The organism is Tabrizicola sp. M-4 (assembly GCF_051132405.1).
Taxonomy (GTDB): domain Bacteria; phylum Pseudomonadota; class Alphaproteobacteria; order Rhodobacterales; family Rhodobacteraceae; genus Paragemmobacter.
This window is the reverse complement of the sequence record NZ_CP128606.1, coordinates 1,979,170-1,994,945: the sequence shown is the minus strand read 5'-3', so window position 1 is coordinate 1,994,945 and position 15,776 is coordinate 1,979,170. Positions and strand designations below refer to the sequence as shown.

Sequence of the window (15,776 nt, the reverse complement as noted above, 5' to 3'; positions counted from 1 at the left end):
CAGACTCCTGAAATTCCTGTGTGACCCGGCAGGTATCCCTGCCGGGCATACGCCCCGTGAGGGGCAGCGATCAGGCTTCGGCGACGGCTTCTTCTTCCGGCGCGGTTTCCAGCGCGCCGAGGTCGATGCCGGCGGCGCCCAGCTGGGCGGACATGCCGTCAAGCGCCGCGCGGGCGACGAGGTCGCAGTAGAGCGCGATGGCGCGCGCCGCGTCGTCGTTGCCGGGGATGACGTAATCCACGCCCTTGGGCGAGCAGTTGGTGTCGACCACGGCCACGACCGGGATGCCGAGCTTCTGCGCCTCGAGGATGGCGAGGTCTTCCTTGCCCACGTCGATGATGAAGATCAGGTCCGGGGTGCCGCCCATTTCACGGATGCCGCCGAGGGAGGCCTGAAGCTTGGCCTGCTCGCGCTCCATGTTCAGGCGCTCTTTCTTGGTCAGGCCTTCGGCGCCATGCGCCATCAGCTCGTCGATCTGCTTGAGGCGGTTGATCGACTGGGAGACGGTCTTCCAGTTGGTCAGCGTGCCGCCCAGCCAGCGGTGGTTCATGTAGAACTGGGCGCATTTCTCGGCGGCTTCGGCGATCGGCTTCTGGGCCTGACGCTTGGTGCCGACGAAGAGGATGCGGCCGTTCTTGGCGACGGTGTCGCGCACGACCTTCAGCGCCTGTTCCAGCATGGGAACGGTCTGGGTCAGGTCGATGATGTGGATGCCGTTGCGGTCCCCGTAGATGTATTCGCCCATCTTGGGGTTCCAGCGTGCGGTCTGGTGGCCGTAGTGGACGCCAGCTTCAAGCAGCTGACGCATGGAGAACTCGGGAAGAGCCATGTCCTATTCCTTTCCGGTTTAGCCCTTGGCCTCGCTGTCTCATCCCCTGCGGGACAACCGGCGGACCGGACGGGATTTCTCCCCGTCAAGCCCAAGCGAAGCCTGTGAAGTGCGCGTGCCTTTAGGGGGTTTTGCCGGGATGCGCAAGTGGGGTTGGGGGATTTGGTCCTTTCCCGCCCCTTCGACCTTTACGTTACAGCAACGGGAAGTCCTGATAATGATCACGATGAGGATTCGTGTGTGTTGAATCCCTGTGCGAGTACGGGACGTAGTAATGAGTGCCAAGCCGTTATCCGGCAATCTGGCGTTGTCGAATGCCAAGCGGGCGAAGAACGACGAGTTCTACACCCAATGGGCGGATATCGAACGCGAGATGAATGCCTATCTGGAATACGATCCGGATGTGTTCCGGGGCAAGACGATCCTGCTGCCCTGCGATGACCCGGAATGGAGCAACTTCACCAAGTTATTCGCGCTGCATTTCCGGGATTTCGGGCTGAGGAAGCTGATTTCCACCAGCTATGCCCCGCGCAGCAATGCGGGCGGCAGTTTCTATCAGCCGACCCTGTTCGAGACGGCGAGCCCCGATTACAGCGCCGCCAAGTCGATGAAGCGGGGGCGGGTCTTCGTGCTGGATGCGGACAGGAATGCCGACGACCGTATCGATATCGACGACCTGCGGTGGAGCTATCTTGAGGAGGATGGCGATTTCCGCAGCCGCGAGGTGACGGCGCTGCGGGATGAGGCGGATATCGTGGTGACGAACCCGCCCTTCAGCCTGTTCCGCGATTTCGTGGCATGGCTGGTGGCGGGGGGGAAGAAATTCTCGGTCATCGGGAACAGCAATGCGACGACCTACAGCGAGATCTTCCCGCTGATCCAGCAGAACAGGCTGTGGCTGGGGCCGACGATCACCAGCGGCGACCGGGAGTTCCGCGTTCCCCACAGCTATCCGCTGGATGCGGCAGGGTTCCGAGTGGATGCCGAAGGGAACAAGTACATCCGCGTGAAATCCGTGCGCTGGTTCACAAACATCGACCATGGGCGACGGCACGAGCCGCTTCAGTTGATGACCATGGCGGAGAACATCAAGTTCAGCCGCCACAAGGAGGTGCGGGGGATCGGCTATGCACGCTACGATAACTATGATGCCATTGAAGTTGGCTTTACGGATGCAATTCCGTCTGACTATGACGGTGTGATGGGTGTGCCCATCACCTTTCTGGACAAATACAATCCCGACCAGTTCGAAATCCTTGGAACAACCGAGTCCAACGCGCCGGACAACCCTTTCCGCACGCGTGTCTACACGTCGCAGGAATGCCGGGATGCCTATGCCGCCCGCTTTGGCAAGCCGGGAACATATGACCTGAATGCATCGGGTGTGGTTGAAGGGGTCAAGGTATTCAAGCGGATCCTGATCCGCAGGAAGGGGGCCGCGAAATGAAGGCCGACCTGCAGCAATTCAGCGTCCGGGAGATCGTGGAAGGGTTCCACTTCAGCGAGTTGGAGGGCAAGGGGCTTTTCGGGCTGGCCGGAAGGCTTGTGATCCAGCCGGAATATCAGCGCAATTACATCTATGGCGATGGCAAGCGCGATGTCGCGGTGATCGACTCGCTCTTGCGGGGCTATCCGCTGGGTCTGATCTATTTCAATGACGGGGATGGCAGACTGGAGGTGCTGGACGGCCAGCAGCGCATCACCAGCATCGGGCGTTTCGTCACCGGGAAATTCGCGATCCGGCGGGATGGGCGCGAGCAGACCTTTTCTTCGCTGTCGCGGGAGGAGCGGGAAAGGATCATGGAGGCCCGCCTTCTCGTCTACATCTGCTCGGGGACGGAGAGGGAGATAAAGGACTGGTTCCAGACGATAAACATCGCGGGCGTCCAACTGAAACCGCAGGAAATACTGAACGCGATCTATTCCGGGCCGTTCGTGACGGCGGCCAAGGCGGTGTTTTCGAATTCCTCCAATGCCAACCAGCAGCGTTGGGCGGCCTATGTGACCGGGGACCCGAAGCGGCAGGAGGTGCTGGCGGTCGCGCTGTCATGGGTGGCGGCGTCGCAGGGGATGACGGTCGACGGGTATATGGCGCAGCATCGGCAGGATACGGGCATCGCGGGGTTGCAGGGTTACTTCGAGGCGGTGATGGGCTGGATCGATGCCGTCTTCATCCGCCCGCCCGACCCGGAGATGCGCGGGTTGGACTGGGGGCGGCTGTATGAGGCATATCGAGGGACGGGCTTTGACCCTGCGGCGGTGGAGGCGCGGGTGAGCGCCCTGCGCGCGGATGAGGCGGTGAAGGACAAGCGGGGCATCTATGAATTCGTGCTGGGCGGCGAGGTGCAGACGCAGCTTCTGGACGTGCGGCTGTTCGAAGACTCGGTCAGGCGGCAGGTCTATGAGGCGCAGACCGCAGCGGCGCGGGCGACCGGACGGTCGAACTGCCCGCTTTGCGCGGTGGGCAATGCAGCCCATGCCGGGAAGATCTGGGCGTTAAAGGAGATGGAGGCGGACCATGTCGCGGCTTGGTCGAGGGGCGGAAAGACGGATGCCGCCAATTGCGAGATGCTGTGCGTGACGCATAACCGGGCGAAGGGGAACAGGTGAGGCTGGACCCGGGCAGGCCGTTTCGCGCTGTGGAAGCGTCCTTCAGCGGGTCAGGAGCGCCCAGTCGGGGAAATCGGGTTGCCAATGGGCATCGCCCTGCGCGGGGCGGCGGGCGGCTTCGCGGAAGCCTGCGGCGTGGTAGAGGGCGAGTGCCACCTCCGGCGGGGTGACCCCGCCCCGGACATGATCCGGGGCCTCCGCGCGGCGGGCCGCGACGTCCACGGTCGGGCCCGGGACGGGGTTTCGGGGGGCGGCGGCGATCAGGGCCTGCGGGCCCTGCCCCGCCTGCGCCAGCATGAGGCGGGCGAGGCCGCGGCGGCGGTGGGCGGGGAAGACGGCCAGAGCGTTGATGTAGAGCGCGTGGCGGGGGGCGAGGTTTTCCAGTTCCACCAGCGGGCGGGCGGTGGCGGGAAGGTCTTGGGTCGGCAGCGGTTCGGGGGGAAGGGTCCAGCACATGATCATCCCGGCGGGCTGGCCTTCGGACATGAGGATGCGGGTGTTGCGATAGCTGAACCCGCCCGTGTCGCGCTGCGCGCGGCGGAGGGCGAAGGTTTCCGGGTCTTCGCCGGGCGGGGTGAGCGCGGCCCAGAGCGCGCGGGCCATGCCGTGGCTGGCCATGTCCATCAGCGAAACGATGATGGCGGCGTCGTCCTTGGTGGCGGGGCGCAGGTCGGGCATGGGGAAGGCATGGCATGTTGCGGGACGGGTTGAAAGCCCCTGCCCTTCGCCTCTAGATGGGGGCATGAGCGCGCAGCCTGACATCCTTTGCATCGGTTCGGTCCTGTGGGACATCATCGGGCGGTCCTCGCTTGCCATGCGGCAGGGGTCGGACGTGCCGGGGCGGATCACGCGGCTGCCCGGTGGCGTCGCCATGAACATCGCCATGACGCTGGCGCGGTTCGGGCTGCGGCCTGCGGTGCTGACCTCCATCGGGCGGGATGCGGCGGGGGAGGAACTGGTCGCGGCCTGCGGGCGGCTGGGGGTGGAGACGGGTTTCGCCTATCGGTCGGAGGACCTGCCGACGGATCAGTACATGGCGGTGGAGGGCGCAAACGGGTTGATCGCCGCCATTGCCGACGCGCATTCGCTGGAGGCGGCGGGGGAAAAGATCCTGCGGCCCTTGGCGGATGGATCGCTGGGCTCGGCCGAGGCGCCATGGGCGGGGATGATCGCGCTTGACGGGAACCTGACGGTGCATCTTCTGGCCGAGATCGCAGGGTCGCCCCTGTTCGCGGCGGCGGATCTGCGGGTGGCGCCTGCCAGCCCGGGCAAGGCGGAGCGGTTGCTGCCCTTGATGGGGCATCGCGGGGCGGTGCTTTACGTGAACCTCGAAGAGGCGCGGCTGATCGGGCATGAGGCCTATGACAGCGCGGGCGCGGCGGCGGAGGGGTTGCTGGCGCGCGGTGCGGCGCGGGTTCTGGTCACCGATGGCGGGCGGGCCTGTGCCGAGGGGGCGCGGGGCGCGGGGGTGATCGTGGATCATCCGCCGCAGGTGATGGTGACGCGGGTCACGGGGGCCGGGGATACGTTCATGGCGGCGCATGTCGTGGCGGAACGGCGCGGCGCGGACCGGGCGGCGGCGCTGGCGGCGGCGATCCGGGCTGCGGCGGTCTATGTGAGCGGGGAGGCCCCGGCATGAGCGTCTTTGACAGAATGGCATGGTTGAACCCGCCCGCCATGGCGGCGGTAGAGGGAGAGGCGCTGCGCGTCGTCACCGCCGAGGGCACGGATTTCTGGCGCGAGACCTTTTACGGGTTCACCCGCCATTCTGGGCATTTCCTGTGGGAGGAGGTGCCGGGCGATTTCACCGCCGAGGTGGTGATCGTGGGGCGCTATGAGGCGCTTTATGATCAGGCGGGGTTGATGATGCGTCTGTCGGATCGGCATTGGATCAAGTGCGGGATCGAGGTGAATGACGGGGTGCCGGTCTTTTCGACCGTGGTCACCGATGGCAAATCCGACTGGGCGACGATGCCCCTGCCCTTCGACGCCGCGCGGGTGCGGCTGCGGCTGAGCCGGCATGGCGATGCGGTGCGGGTGGATGTGGCGCGGCCCGGGGGCGGCTGGTTTCTGGCGCGGCTGGGGCATCTGCCGGGGGATGGGCCAGCGCAGGTGGGCGTGATGGCCTGTTCGCCGGAACGCGGCGGGTTTGAGGTCCTGTTCAGCGACTATCGCAGGGGGCCGCCGATCGCGCGGGACCTGCATAACGGATTGTAAGGAGAGAGCGATGGATCGTCTGGTTTTCGCGCCCGAGGTGGCGGCGGCGCTGCGCGATGGTGCGCCGGTGGTGGCGCTGGAATCCACGATCATCACCCATGGGATGCCATGGCCGCAGAATGTGGAGACGGCGCGGCGGGTGGAGGCGGAGGTGCGCGCCCATGGCGCGGTGCCCGCGACGATGGCCGTGATGGCGGGCCGCATCCATGTGGGGCTGACGGAGGCGGAGCTTGAGGGGCTTGGTCAGGCGCGGGGCGTGGCGAAGCTGAGCCGGGCGGATCTGGCCGCTTGCGTCGCGACGGGCGGGACCGGGGCCACGACGGTGGCGGCCACCATGATCTGCGCGCGGCTGGCGGGGATTTCGGTCTTTGCCACGGGCGGGATCGGCGGCGTGCATCGCGGGGCGGAGACATCCTTCGACATTTCCGCGGATCTGCCGGAACTGGCGCAGACGGCGGTGACGGTGGTGGCTGCCGGGGCGAAGGCCATTCTGGACCTGCCGAAGACCTTGGAATGGCTGGAGACGGCGGGGGTGCCCGTGATCGCCTTTGGGCAGGAGGCCTTTCCGGCCTTCTGGTCGCGGGATTCGGGGTTGAAGGCGCCGCTCCGGATGGACAGCTCCGAGGAGATCGCGGCGGCGGCGCGGATGCGGGCGGCGCTGGGTCTGCCGGGGGGGCAGTTGGTGGCCAATCCGATTCCGGCGGAGGCCGAGATTGCACGGGCCGAGATCATGCCGGTGGTGGAGCAGGCATTGGCCGAGGCCGCGGCGCAGGGAATTGCCGCGAAGGCGGTGACGCCCTTTCTTTTGCAGCGCATCTTCGAATTGACCGGGGGGCGGTCGCTGGAGGCGAATATCGCCCTCGTTCTGAACAATGCCCGCCTTGGTGCGGCGATTGCGGAGGCCTTGGCGCGCGGGGCGTGATGCTGCGGGTTGTCTGGGCCCCAAGCTGTTCCTAAATTGGCGGGAACAAGGGAACCGGGGCAATGAGCGAAACAACACCGCCGCGGCGCAGCCTTCTGGGCGCGCTGCGGGCGAGTTTTCTGACAGGACTGGTCGTCGTGCTGCCCACGGGGTTGACCCTGTGGCTGATCTGGTCGGTCGTGGGCTGGCTGGACGGGTGGATATTGCCCCTGATCCCGGCGGCCTATCAGCCGGAGGCCTTGGTGCATCGCTTCCTTGGGCCGGAGGCGAATTTCCCGCTGCGCGGCGTGGGCGTGGCGGTGTTCCTTGTCTTCACGGTGCTGATCGGCTGGATGGCGCGCGGGTTCCTTGGCCGGGCCTTCATGAGTCAGGCGGAATTGCTGGTGGACCGGGTGCCGGTGGTGCGGTCGGTCTATGGCGGGTTGAAGCAGATCACCGAGACGGTCTTCGCGCAGAAGGAGAAGACCTTCGACCGCACCTGTCTGGTGCAGTTCCCGCGGGAAGGGTCTTGGTCGGTGGGACTGGTCGCTACGACGCCGAAGGGAGAGATCGCGGCGAAACTGCCGGGGGCGGACATGATCGCGGTCTTCGTGGCGCTGACGCCGCTGACCTCGGGCGTGCTGATCTATGTGCCGCGGGCAGATGTGATCTTTCTGGACATGAAGCCCGACGAGGCGGCGAAACTGGTGGTTTCGGGGGGGCTGGTCTATCCGGCGGTGAAGGAGCCGTTGATCGGCAAGTAGGTCAGCCGAAGAGGGCGGCGAGGTCGAGGCTGGCGTGGCGGCCAAGGGCCGTGCGGTGCTGGCCGAGGAAGCCGTGGCAGGCGTCGCGGCCAGCGGTGAAGAGACGGTCGATCAGCGCCGGATTGGGCGAGAGCTTGGTGGTGGCGGAAAGGTCGGTCATCAGCCCGTCATCGGCGATGAGGTGGAGCAGGACATCCTTCATGCGGCCGCGTTCCATACGGCCTTCGGCGATCAGGCGTTTGACGAAGTTCACCGCGCGGAGTTCGCCCAGAAGGGCGGCGTGGAAGCTGATTTCGTTGATGCGGTTCTGGATGTCGAGCGGGGACATGGGCACGGCATCGCGCAGCCAAGGGTTGATGGAGACGATGACGATGTCGTCAGGCAGGTCCGGGGCATAGAGGGGGAAGAGCGCGGGATTGCCGGAATAGCCGCCGTCCCAATAGGCCTCGCCCTCGATGGTGACGGCCTGAAAGACGGAAGGCAGGCAGGCGGAGGCGAGAAGCGCCTCGGGCGTGAGGGCGTCGCCTTCGAAGATGCGGATGCGCCCCGTGCGGACATTGGTCGCGCCGACGAAAAGGCGCGGGCCTTCGGAGTGGCAGACGCCGGAGAAATCGAGACGGCGGACCACGGGTTCCAGCGGGTTTTCCCAGAACGGACCCCAGCCATAGGGCGACCAGACCTGCGCGGCGATGCCTTGGGGCGAGACGGGGAAGGCGGTTTCCACCGCCTCGGAGACGAGGCGGGAGGCGGACCAGAAGGGCTGCATCCAGCGGGCCATGCGGAAATCGCCGACATTGGCCACCTGCGCCCAGAGCGCGGCGAGGCTGTCGCGCGCGCCCTGACGGCCGCCCGCGATCATCCCGGCCTTCAGGGCGGCGGCGTTCAGCGCACCTGCGGAGGTGCCGGAGAGGGCGGCGATTTCCAGCCCCTCCTCCTCCAGCAGGCGGTCGAGGACGCCCCAGGTGAAGGCGCCATGGGCGCCGCCACCCTGCAGGGCGAGGTTGAGGCGGGTGGTCACAGCGCCGTCCAGCCGCCATCCACGCTGATCGTGGTGCCGGTCACCTGATCGGCATAGGGCGAGCAAAGATAGACCACCGTGCCGCCGATCTGTTCGGTGGTGGCGAATTGGCGCGAGGGTTGGCGCAGGAGCATCACCTCGCGGATGACGGTGTCGCGGTCCATGTTGTGGACCTTCATCTGATCGGGGATCTGCGCCTCGACCAAGGGGGTGAGGACATAGCCGGGGCAGATGGCGTTGCAGGTGATCCCCTGCCCCGCCGTTTCCAGCGCCACGGTCTTGGACAGGCCGACGACGCCGTGCTTGGCCGCGATATAGGCGGATTTGAAGGGGCTGGCGGTCAGGCCATGGGCGGAGGCGATGTTGACGATGCGCCCCCATCCCTTTGCCCGCATCCCCGGCAGGGCGGCGGCGGTGGTGTGGAAGGCGGAGGAGAGGTTGATGGCGAGGATCTGGTTCCACTTTTCGACCGGGAACTCCTCGACCGGGGCGACATGCTGGATGCCTGCATTGTTCACGAGGATGTCGCAGGCCCCGGCCTTTTCCACCAGCGCGCGGCAGGCGGTGGCATCGGACATGTCGGCGGCGATGTAGCGGGCGGTGACGCCGTGATCGGCGGCGAGGCGCGCGGCGAGCGCGTGATCCTCGGGGCGGTCGGTGAAGCTGTTGATGACGATGTCGGCGCCCGCCTTGGCCAATTCCTCGGCAACGCCAAGGCCGATGCCGGAATTCGATCCGGTGATGATGGCGGTCTTGCCCTTCAGGTCCATGATGGCCCCCTTTTGCTGCATCTGCGAAAGCTATGCATGCTGCGGGGGCGAATTCTACCCCTGTTACGCGGCTGTCGCGGGGGTGTGATGCATAAAAAAACGCCGGCCAGAGGCCGGCGTTCAGTTATTGAGGCAGGTTTCATACAGGCAAGAAACCTATCGAGCAGTACAGTCTATATACGCGCCCTGTTGCCGGTATCCAAGCTAAAAGTTTGAAAAGGCTGGCAAGCGGGTCTAGGCTCGCTGTCAATAAAAACGTCGCTTCGAGGAGTGTTGCAGGTATGGGGACAGTGACTTTCGCCGGGATCAGGGGCATGGCCGCCGCCTTCATCTGTGCGATCACGCCGGTGGCGGCAGGCGCGGATACGCATGGCATAGCTATGTATGGAAAGCCCGCCCTGCCCCCGGATTTTGTGTCCCTGCCCTATGCAAACCCGGATGCCCCCAAGGGCGGGCGGATCGTCTTCGGCGAGAGCGGGGGGTTCGATTCCCTGAACCCGTTCATCGTGAACGGCATCGCCCCGGCGGGTGTCAGCGCCCTTACGATCGAGACACTGCTGGGCCGGTCCTATGACGAGCCCTTCACGCTGTACGGTCTGCTGGCCGAATCGGTGGTGACCGATGAGTCGCGCAGTTTCGTGGAATTCACCCTGCGGCCCGAGGCCCGATTCTCGGACGGGAGCCCGGTGACGGTGGAGGATGTGATCTGGTCCTTCGAGACGCTGGGGACCAAGGGGCAGCCGCGCTATGCCGCCGCCTATGCGAAGGTGGCGCGCGTGGAGAAGGTGGGGGAGCGCGGCGTGCGATTCACCTTCAACACGGAGGATCGGGAATTGCCGCTGCTTCTTGGTCTGCGGCCTGTCTTGAAGAAGGCGCAGTGGGAGGGGAAGGATTTCACGGCCTCCTCTCTTGAGCCGGTGATCGGTTCTGGGCCCTATGTGGTGGCGGATCTGGAGCCGGGGCGGTTCGTCACCTATCGCAAGGACCCCGATTGGTGGGGGGCGGATCTGGCCTTCAACCGGGGGCAGCACAATCTGGACGAGATCCGCTATGACTATTTCGGCGATGGCGGCGTGGTCTTCGAGGCCTTCAAGGCGGGCGAGATCACCAGTTGGCGCGAGACGAACCCGGTGAAATGGGAACAGCAATACGATTTCCCTGCCGTCACATCCGGCGAGGTGGTGAAATCGGTGATCCCGCATGCGCGGCCATCCGGGATCGAGGGGTTCGTCTTCAATACGCGTCGCCCGATCTTTCAGGATTGGCGGGTGCGCGAGGCGCTGATCACGGCCTTCAACTTCGAACTGGTCAACCGCACGCTGAACGGCGGCATCCCGCCGCGCATCCAGAGCTATTTTTCCAACTCGCCCTTGGGGATGGTGCCCGGCGCGCCTGCCGAGGGGCGCGTGGCGGAATTGCTGGAGCCGTTCCGGGGCGAATTGCTGCCCGGCGCGATGGAGGGCTATGCACTGCCGGTGGGGGACGGGAGCGAGGCGAACCGGGGCGCGATCCGGGCGGCGACGGCCCTGCTGGAAGAGGCGGGCTGGACGGTGCAGGACGGCGTGTTGAAGAACGCGGCCGGGGAGCCCTTCGCCTTTGAGATCGTGCTGGTGAACGGGGCGACCGACATCATCAACGCGGCCACGATCTATGTGGAAGGGTTGAAGCGGCTGGGGATCGAGGCGCGGGTCGTGACCATCGATTCGGCCCAATACAAGGAGCGCACGACGAATTACGATTTCGACATGACCCATTACATCCGGTCCTTGTCGCTGTCGCCGGGGAACGAGCAGACGCTGTATTGGGGTTCGGCGGGGGTGACGGAGCCGGGCACACGCAACTGGATGGGCATGAATTCGCCTGCCGCCGAGGCGATGATCGCCACCATGGTTGCGGCGCGGAACCCGGATGAGTTCATTGCCGCCGTGCAGGCCCTGGACCGTATCTTGACGACGGGGCGGTATGTGATCCCGATCTGGTATTCGGACGTGTCGCGGCTGGCGCATCGGAAGGAGTTGAAGTTCCCCGAGCGGCTGCCGCTTTATGGCGACTGGCCGGGCTTTCAGCCGGAAGTCTGGTGGTATGAGGACTGATGAGGAGCGGACGATGAGGAAGGCTGTGGCTCTGCTGGCGGTGCTGGCTGCATTGGCGGGATGCGCGACGATCGAGGGTGCGGGTCAGGACATCTCGTCCGGGGCGCGGGCCGTGGGCAACATGTTCTGACGCGCGACGCCGGAATTTCGCGGGGGCCGGGCCTTGTGCCCGGCCTTCTGCTTTGGCGGGGGCGATTTCCGGCGCGGAAATCGCGACGGAATTTGACGCAAATTCCGGGGGCGGGCGTCGCGCCCGGAGGGCGCCGAAATCCGCGTCGGACTTCAATGCGTTTCCTGCGTCAGGAAACCACGTCAGACGAGCGAGGTCACCCAGAGGATCGTCGCGTCCTCTTCTGACAGGCTGATGACATTGTGCCCCATGGAGGCATCGTAATAGGCGCTGTCGCCGCGCCGCAGGTCCACGGGTTCGTAGAATTCGGTGTAGAGCCGGATGACGCCGGTCAGGACGTAGAGGAATTCCTCGCCGTCATGGCGGACCCAGCCGTCGAATTCCTCGACATCCCGCGCGCGGATGCGGGCGCGGTAGGGCAGCATCTGCTTGCGCGTCAGCTGACCGCCGAGGAGTTCGTGTTCGTAGGTGGCGGTTGCGTGCCCCTGCCCCTCGCCCTGTTTCGTCACCGCCATGCGGCCCGAGACCTGCGCCTTCGACGGCGGGGTGAAGAGTTGCGGGACCGAGATCGCCAGCCCCTCGGCCAGTTTCTTGAGCGCCTCGTAGGTGGGCGACATCTGGCCATTCTCGATCTTGGACAGGGTGGAGCGGGCAAGGCCCGCCTGCGTGGCGGCCTGTTCCAGCGTCCAGCCGCGCGCCTTGCGCAGGTCGCGGACCCGTTCGCCAAGGTTCAGCGGTGCGACAGGGGGTTCCGTCCCGTTCTCGCGGGCGATGCGGATGAGGGTTTTGGGGTCGGATCCGGCCATGGCTGCGGATTACTTGGTTCGCGGCCCGCTTGCAACGGCGGCGTGGGGGCCTAGAAAGGCGGGATGCTGTCCGAGATCGATCTTTCCCCATGGCCGCCCTGCCCCGCCCCGTTCAACATGGCGCGGCATGTTCTGGAGGCCTCTGCCGCGCGCTTTCCGGACCGCATGGCGTTGCAGATCATCAGCCCGCGCGGGGCGGAACGGTGGAGCTATGCGCGGCTTTTGGCGGCGGTGCGGGGCTGCGGGACGGGGTTGCTGGCGCGGGGGTTGCGACCGGGGGACCGGGTGCTGATGCGGCTGGGCAACGAGGTGGCCTTTCCGGTGGCCTTTCTGGGGGCTATCGCGGCGGGGCTGGTGCCTGTGCCCACCCCGGCAGGGCTGACCGTGGCGGAGATCACGCGGATGGCGGCGCTGCTGGGCCCTGCGCTGATCGTGGCGGGGGATGGGGTGGCGCTGCCGGAGCCCCTGCCCTGCCCTGCGGTCACGGCGGCGGAGGTGATGGGCTGGGAAGCCCTGCCCCCTTGTGACTGGGACATGGGCGATCCGGAGCGGCTGGCCTATGCGGTTTTCACCTCGGGCACGTCGGGGCGGGCGCAGGCGGTGGGCCATGCGCATCGGGCGATCTGGGCGCGGGGAATGATGCATCGCGGGTGGGAGGGGATCGGCGATGGCGACCGCGTCCTGCATGCGGGCGCGTTCAACTGGACCTATACGCTGGGGACGGGGTTGATGGACCCGTGGACGGTGGGGGCGGTGGCGATGGTGCCCGCGCCGGGGGTGGAGGCGGCGGCGCTGCCTTTGTTGATGAAACGGTTCGACGTGACGGTCTTTGCCGCAGCGCCGGGGGTTTACCGCCAGATGCTGCGCGCGCCGATGCCCGCCCTGCCCAAGCTGCGCCATGGGCTGAGCGCGGGCGAGGCGATGGCGGCGGCTCTGCGCGCGGCATGGGAGACGGCGACGGGGCGCGCGGTGCATGAGGCGCTGGGGATGACGGAGGTTTCCACCTATGTCTCGGGCTGCGAGGCGCGACCGCAGGTGCCGGGATCGGCGGGATGGGTGCAGCCGGGGCGGCGCGTGGCGGTGCTGGGCGAGGATGGCCTGCCGGTGGCACGGGGGGCGGTGGGCGTGCTGGCGGTGCATCGGAGCGATCCGGGGCTGATGCTGGGCTATCTGGGGGATGCGGCGGCGACGGAGGCGCGGTTCCGGGGCGAATGGTTCGTGACCGGGGATCTGGCCGAGATATCGGCCGAGGGCGCGGTCTTCTATCGCGGGCGGGCGGATGACCTGATGAATGCGGGCGGGTTCCGTGTCTCGCCGCTGGAGGTGGAGGCGGCGATGCGCGCCTGTCCCGGCATCGCCGATTGCGCGGTGACGGAGGTGGAGGTGCGGGTCGGTGTGCGGGTGATCGCCTGTTTCTACTTGGCCGACGCGCCGCTGGACGAGGCGGCGCTGGCCGCCCATGCGGAAACCTGCCTTGCCCGGTACAAGCAGCCGAGGCTTTGGGTCAGGCTTGACGCGCTGCCCCGATCCACCAACAACAAGCTGAACCGTCGCGCCCTTGCGGGCCTGATCCCCCCCATCGCCCAAGGCCCCATTGCCCAAGGAGTGTGACGCCATGATCCGTCTGGACATCTTTTCCGACCCGGTCTGCCCGTGGTGCCTGATCGGCAAGACCAACCTCGACCGCGCGCTGGAGAGCCGCCCGAACCATCCGTTCCGGATCGAGTGGCATCCCTTCCAGTTGAACCCCGACATGCCGAAGGAGGGCGCGGATCAGGTGGAGTATCTGGCCGCGAAATTCGGCGGGCGGCAGCGCGCGATACAGGCGATGATGCAGGTCGTGGAGCATGCGAAGAAGGCCGGGGCCGAGATCGACATGGAAAAGGTGAAGCGCCTGCCCAACACGCTGGACGCGCATCGGGTGATCCATTGGGCTGGGATCGAAGGGAAGCAGACGCCGATGGTGGCACGGCTGTTCCGGGCGCATTGGCGCGATGGCGAGGATATCGGCGATGCCGCGACGCTGGCGCGGCTGGCCGGTGAGGGGGGGATGGATGCGGCGGCGGTGGCGCGGCTTCTGGCCTCGGATGCGGATGGGGATGACATCGCGGCGCGCGACAGAGATGCGCGGAAGAAGGGGGTTTCGGCGGTGCCGACCTTCCTGATCGCGCAGCAATACGTCGTGCAGGGTGCGCAGCCGGTGGAGGTCTGGCAGCAGGTGATCGACGAGTTGGTGGAAAAGCTGGCGGAGTGAGGTTCGGGGGGAGGCGATTTTTCTGCGAAAAATCGGGGGTCCCACTGACGATACGCTGCGCGGGGGCCTGAATTTTCGCAGAAAATTCGTGGCCCCCTTTTGCACATACCCCTGTGCGGCGGGGATGCTGGCGGTGCCGGATGGGGCATGATAGCGCTGTCGCCATGTCACAGACCGCGCCCTCTCCTGTCACCGCCCCGCGCATGGGGCAGACCGAATTCATCGCGATGATCGCGGTGCTTTTCGCGACCATCGCCTTTTCCATCGATGCGATGCTGCCCGCCCTGCCCCAGATCGCGGCGGAGCTTTCGCCCGATGCGCCCAATGCGGCGCAACTCATCCTGACCTCCTTCGTTCTGGGCATGGGAATCGGAACGCTGTTCGCGGGTCCGCTGTCGGATGCCTTCGGGCGCAAGCCCGTGATCCTTGCCGGGGCGGCGCTTTACTGCGTGGCGGCGGTGGTGGCCTATGTCTCGCCAACGTTGGAGGGGGTGCTGGTCGCGCGGCTGTTGCAGGGGCTTGGCTCGGCGGGGCCAAGGGTCGTGTCGCTGGCCTTGGTGCGCGACATGTACAAGGGGCGCGAGATGGCGCGGGTCGTCAGTTTCGCGATGATGATCTTCACGCTGGTCCCCGCGATTGCGCCCTTCATCGGGCAGGGGATCATCTGGGTTGCGGGTTGGCGGGGGATCTTCCTTGCCTTCGTCGTCTTCTCGGCCCTGTCGATGCTGTGGTTCTGGCTGCGCCAGCCCGAGACGATGCCCAAAGAGGCCCGGCGGCCGCTGCAGGGGGCGGCGCTGAAGGCGGCCTTCGTCGAGGTGCTGTCGCATCGGGTCGTCGTCATCTCCATCGCGGTGCAGACGCTCGTCTTCGCCTGCCTCTTTGCTACGCTGTCGGCCACCCAGCCGATCCTCGATCAGGTCTATGGCGAGGGGGAGCGGTTCCCGGTCTGGTTCGCGCTGATCGCGGTGCTGTCGGGATCGGCGAGTTTCATCAATGCGAAGCTCGTCGTCCGGCTGGGCATGCGGCGGATGGTCACCACGACGCTGGCGGCGCAGGTGGTGTTTTCCGCCGTGATGCTGGCGGCGAAGGCCGGGGGAATCTGGCCGCCCGCGCTGGCCTTTCCGGCGCATCTGCTGTGGTCGGTGGGGGTGTTCTTCATGATCGGGCTGACCATCGGGAACCTGAATGCGCTGGGGCTGGAACCTGTGGGGCATATCGCGGGGATGGCGGCCAGCGTGATGGGGTCGATCGCGACGGTCGTGTCGGTCGTTCTGGCGGTGCCGGTGGGGTTGATGTTCGACGGGACGGCCTATCCGCTCATGGCCGGGGTGGCGGTCTTTGCGGCGGCGGGATGGGGGTTGATGCGGATGATCCCGCGATGAGT

At 66.4% G+C, this 15,776-nt stretch carries 16 protein-coding genes; 11 read left to right on the top strand and 5 right to left on the bottom strand.

Features of this window, described 5'->3' with window-relative positions:
- Window positions 1-70: 70 nt before the first annotated feature.
- A complete protein-coding gene (gene rpsB / locus TabM4_RS09645) occupies window positions 71-829 on the bottom strand; it encodes a 30S ribosomal protein S2 (RefSeq protein ID WP_434621748.1) in 759 nt (252 codons plus the stop codon).
- Between the two features lie 274 nt (window positions 830-1,103).
- Here rpsB and TabM4_RS09640 point away from each other — a divergent pair, with 274 nt between their 5' ends.
- Together TabM4_RS09640 and TabM4_RS09635 are read left to right on the top strand one after the other, a co-directional pair.
- Entirely contained in the window at window positions 1,104-2,276 is a 1,173-nt protein-coding gene (locus tag TabM4_RS09640; protein ID WP_434621745.1) for an adenine-specific methyltransferase EcoRI family protein, read from the top strand.
- Window positions 2,273-3,439, top strand: coding sequence for an HNH endonuclease family protein (locus TabM4_RS09635; protein WP_434621742.1), 1,167 nt, complete (start codon window positions 2,273-2,275; stop codon window positions 3,437-3,439). Before TabM4_RS09640 ends, TabM4_RS09635 begins: the two co-directional genes overlap by 4 nt.
- A 42-nt stretch (window positions 3,440-3,481) precedes the next feature.
- Here the strand turns inward: TabM4_RS09635 and TabM4_RS09630 are convergent, their stop codons facing one another.
- Window positions 3,482-4,117 carry a GNAT family N-acetyltransferase gene (locus TabM4_RS09630; RefSeq protein WP_434621739.1) on the bottom strand — a complete coding sequence of 212 codons (636 nt, stop codon included), beginning with the start codon at window positions 4,115-4,117 and terminating at the stop codon, window positions 3,482-3,484.
- Between the two features lie 64 nt (window positions 4,118-4,181).
- On the opposite strand from TabM4_RS09630, the gene TabM4_RS09625 reads away from it, so the two are divergent.
- From TabM4_RS09625 to TabM4_RS09610, 4 genes are all read left to right on the top strand, one after another.
- Entirely contained in the window at window positions 4,182-5,078 is an 897-nt protein-coding gene (locus TabM4_RS09625) for a PfkB family carbohydrate kinase (RefSeq protein ID WP_434621736.1), read from the top strand.
- Window positions 5,075-5,656, top strand: coding sequence for a DUF1349 domain-containing protein (locus TabM4_RS09620; protein ID WP_434621733.1), 582 nt, complete (start codon window positions 5,075-5,077; stop codon window positions 5,654-5,656). The genes TabM4_RS09625 and TabM4_RS09620 overlap by 4 nt, the downstream gene beginning before the upstream one ends.
- A gap of 10 nt (window positions 5,657-5,666) precedes the next feature.
- A complete protein-coding gene (locus TabM4_RS09615; RefSeq protein WP_434621730.1) occupies window positions 5,667-6,578 on the top strand; it encodes a pseudouridine-5'-phosphate glycosidase in 912 nt (303 codons plus the stop codon).
- A gap of 62 nt (window positions 6,579-6,640) precedes the next feature.
- Window positions 6,641-7,321 carry a DUF502 domain-containing protein gene (locus TabM4_RS09610; RefSeq protein ID WP_434621727.1) on the top strand — a complete coding sequence of 227 codons (681 nt, stop codon included), beginning with the start codon at window positions 6,641-6,643 and terminating at the stop codon, window positions 7,319-7,321.
- A 1-nt stretch (window position 7,322) separates the two neighbouring features.
- Here TabM4_RS09610 and TabM4_RS09605 read toward each other — a convergent pair whose 3' ends face one another.
- Window positions 7,323-8,339 (bottom strand): patatin-like phospholipase family protein, encoded by a 1,017-nt coding sequence (locus TabM4_RS09605; RefSeq protein ID WP_434621725.1) that lies wholly within the window; start codon window positions 8,337-8,339, stop codon window positions 7,323-7,325.
- A complete protein-coding gene (locus TabM4_RS09600; protein WP_434621722.1) occupies window positions 8,336-9,109 on the bottom strand; it encodes a 3-hydroxybutyrate dehydrogenase in 774 nt (257 codons plus the stop codon). The genes TabM4_RS09605 and TabM4_RS09600 overlap by 4 nt, the downstream gene beginning before the upstream one ends.
- A 314-nt stretch (window positions 9,110-9,423) precedes the next feature.
- Between TabM4_RS09600 and TabM4_RS09595 the strand changes: the two genes are divergently transcribed.
- A complete protein-coding gene (locus TabM4_RS09595) occupies window positions 9,424-11,202 on the top strand; it encodes an extracellular solute-binding protein (RefSeq protein WP_434621719.1) in 1,779 nt (592 codons plus the stop codon).
- A gap of 13 nt (window positions 11,203-11,215) precedes the next feature.
- The gene (locus tag TabM4_RS09590) at window positions 11,216-11,332 is read left to right on the top strand and encodes an entericidin EcnA/B family protein (protein ID WP_434621716.1); all 117 of its coding nucleotides are present in this window, start codon (window positions 11,216-11,218) and stop codon (window positions 11,330-11,332) included.
- A 182-nt stretch (window positions 11,333-11,514) separates the two neighbouring features.
- Here the strand turns inward: TabM4_RS09590 and TabM4_RS09585 are convergent, their stop codons facing one another.
- Window positions 11,515-12,138, bottom strand: coding sequence for a helix-turn-helix domain-containing protein (locus tag TabM4_RS09585; protein WP_434621713.1), 624 nt, complete (start codon window positions 12,136-12,138; stop codon window positions 11,515-11,517).
- A 117-nt stretch (window positions 12,139-12,255) separates the two neighbouring features.
- Between TabM4_RS09585 and TabM4_RS09580 the strand changes: the two genes are divergently transcribed.
- The 3 genes from TabM4_RS09580 (at window position 12,256) to TabM4_RS09570 (ending at window position 15,774) form a co-directional block, all read left to right on the top strand.
- The gene (locus TabM4_RS09580) at window positions 12,256-13,749 is read left to right on the top strand and encodes a class I adenylate-forming enzyme family protein (protein WP_434621710.1); all 1,494 of its coding nucleotides are present in this window, start codon (window positions 12,256-12,258) and stop codon (window positions 13,747-13,749) included.
- A 4-nt stretch (window positions 13,750-13,753) separates the two neighbouring features.
- Window positions 13,754-14,392, top strand: coding sequence for a DsbA family oxidoreductase (locus tag TabM4_RS09575; protein WP_434621707.1), 639 nt, complete (start codon window positions 13,754-13,756; stop codon window positions 14,390-14,392).
- Window positions 14,393-14,556: 164 nt separating this feature from the next.
- A complete protein-coding gene (locus TabM4_RS09570) occupies window positions 14,557-15,774 on the top strand; it encodes a multidrug effflux MFS transporter (protein WP_434621704.1) in 1,218 nt (405 codons plus the stop codon).
- Window positions 15,775-15,776 lie beyond the last annotated feature (2 nt).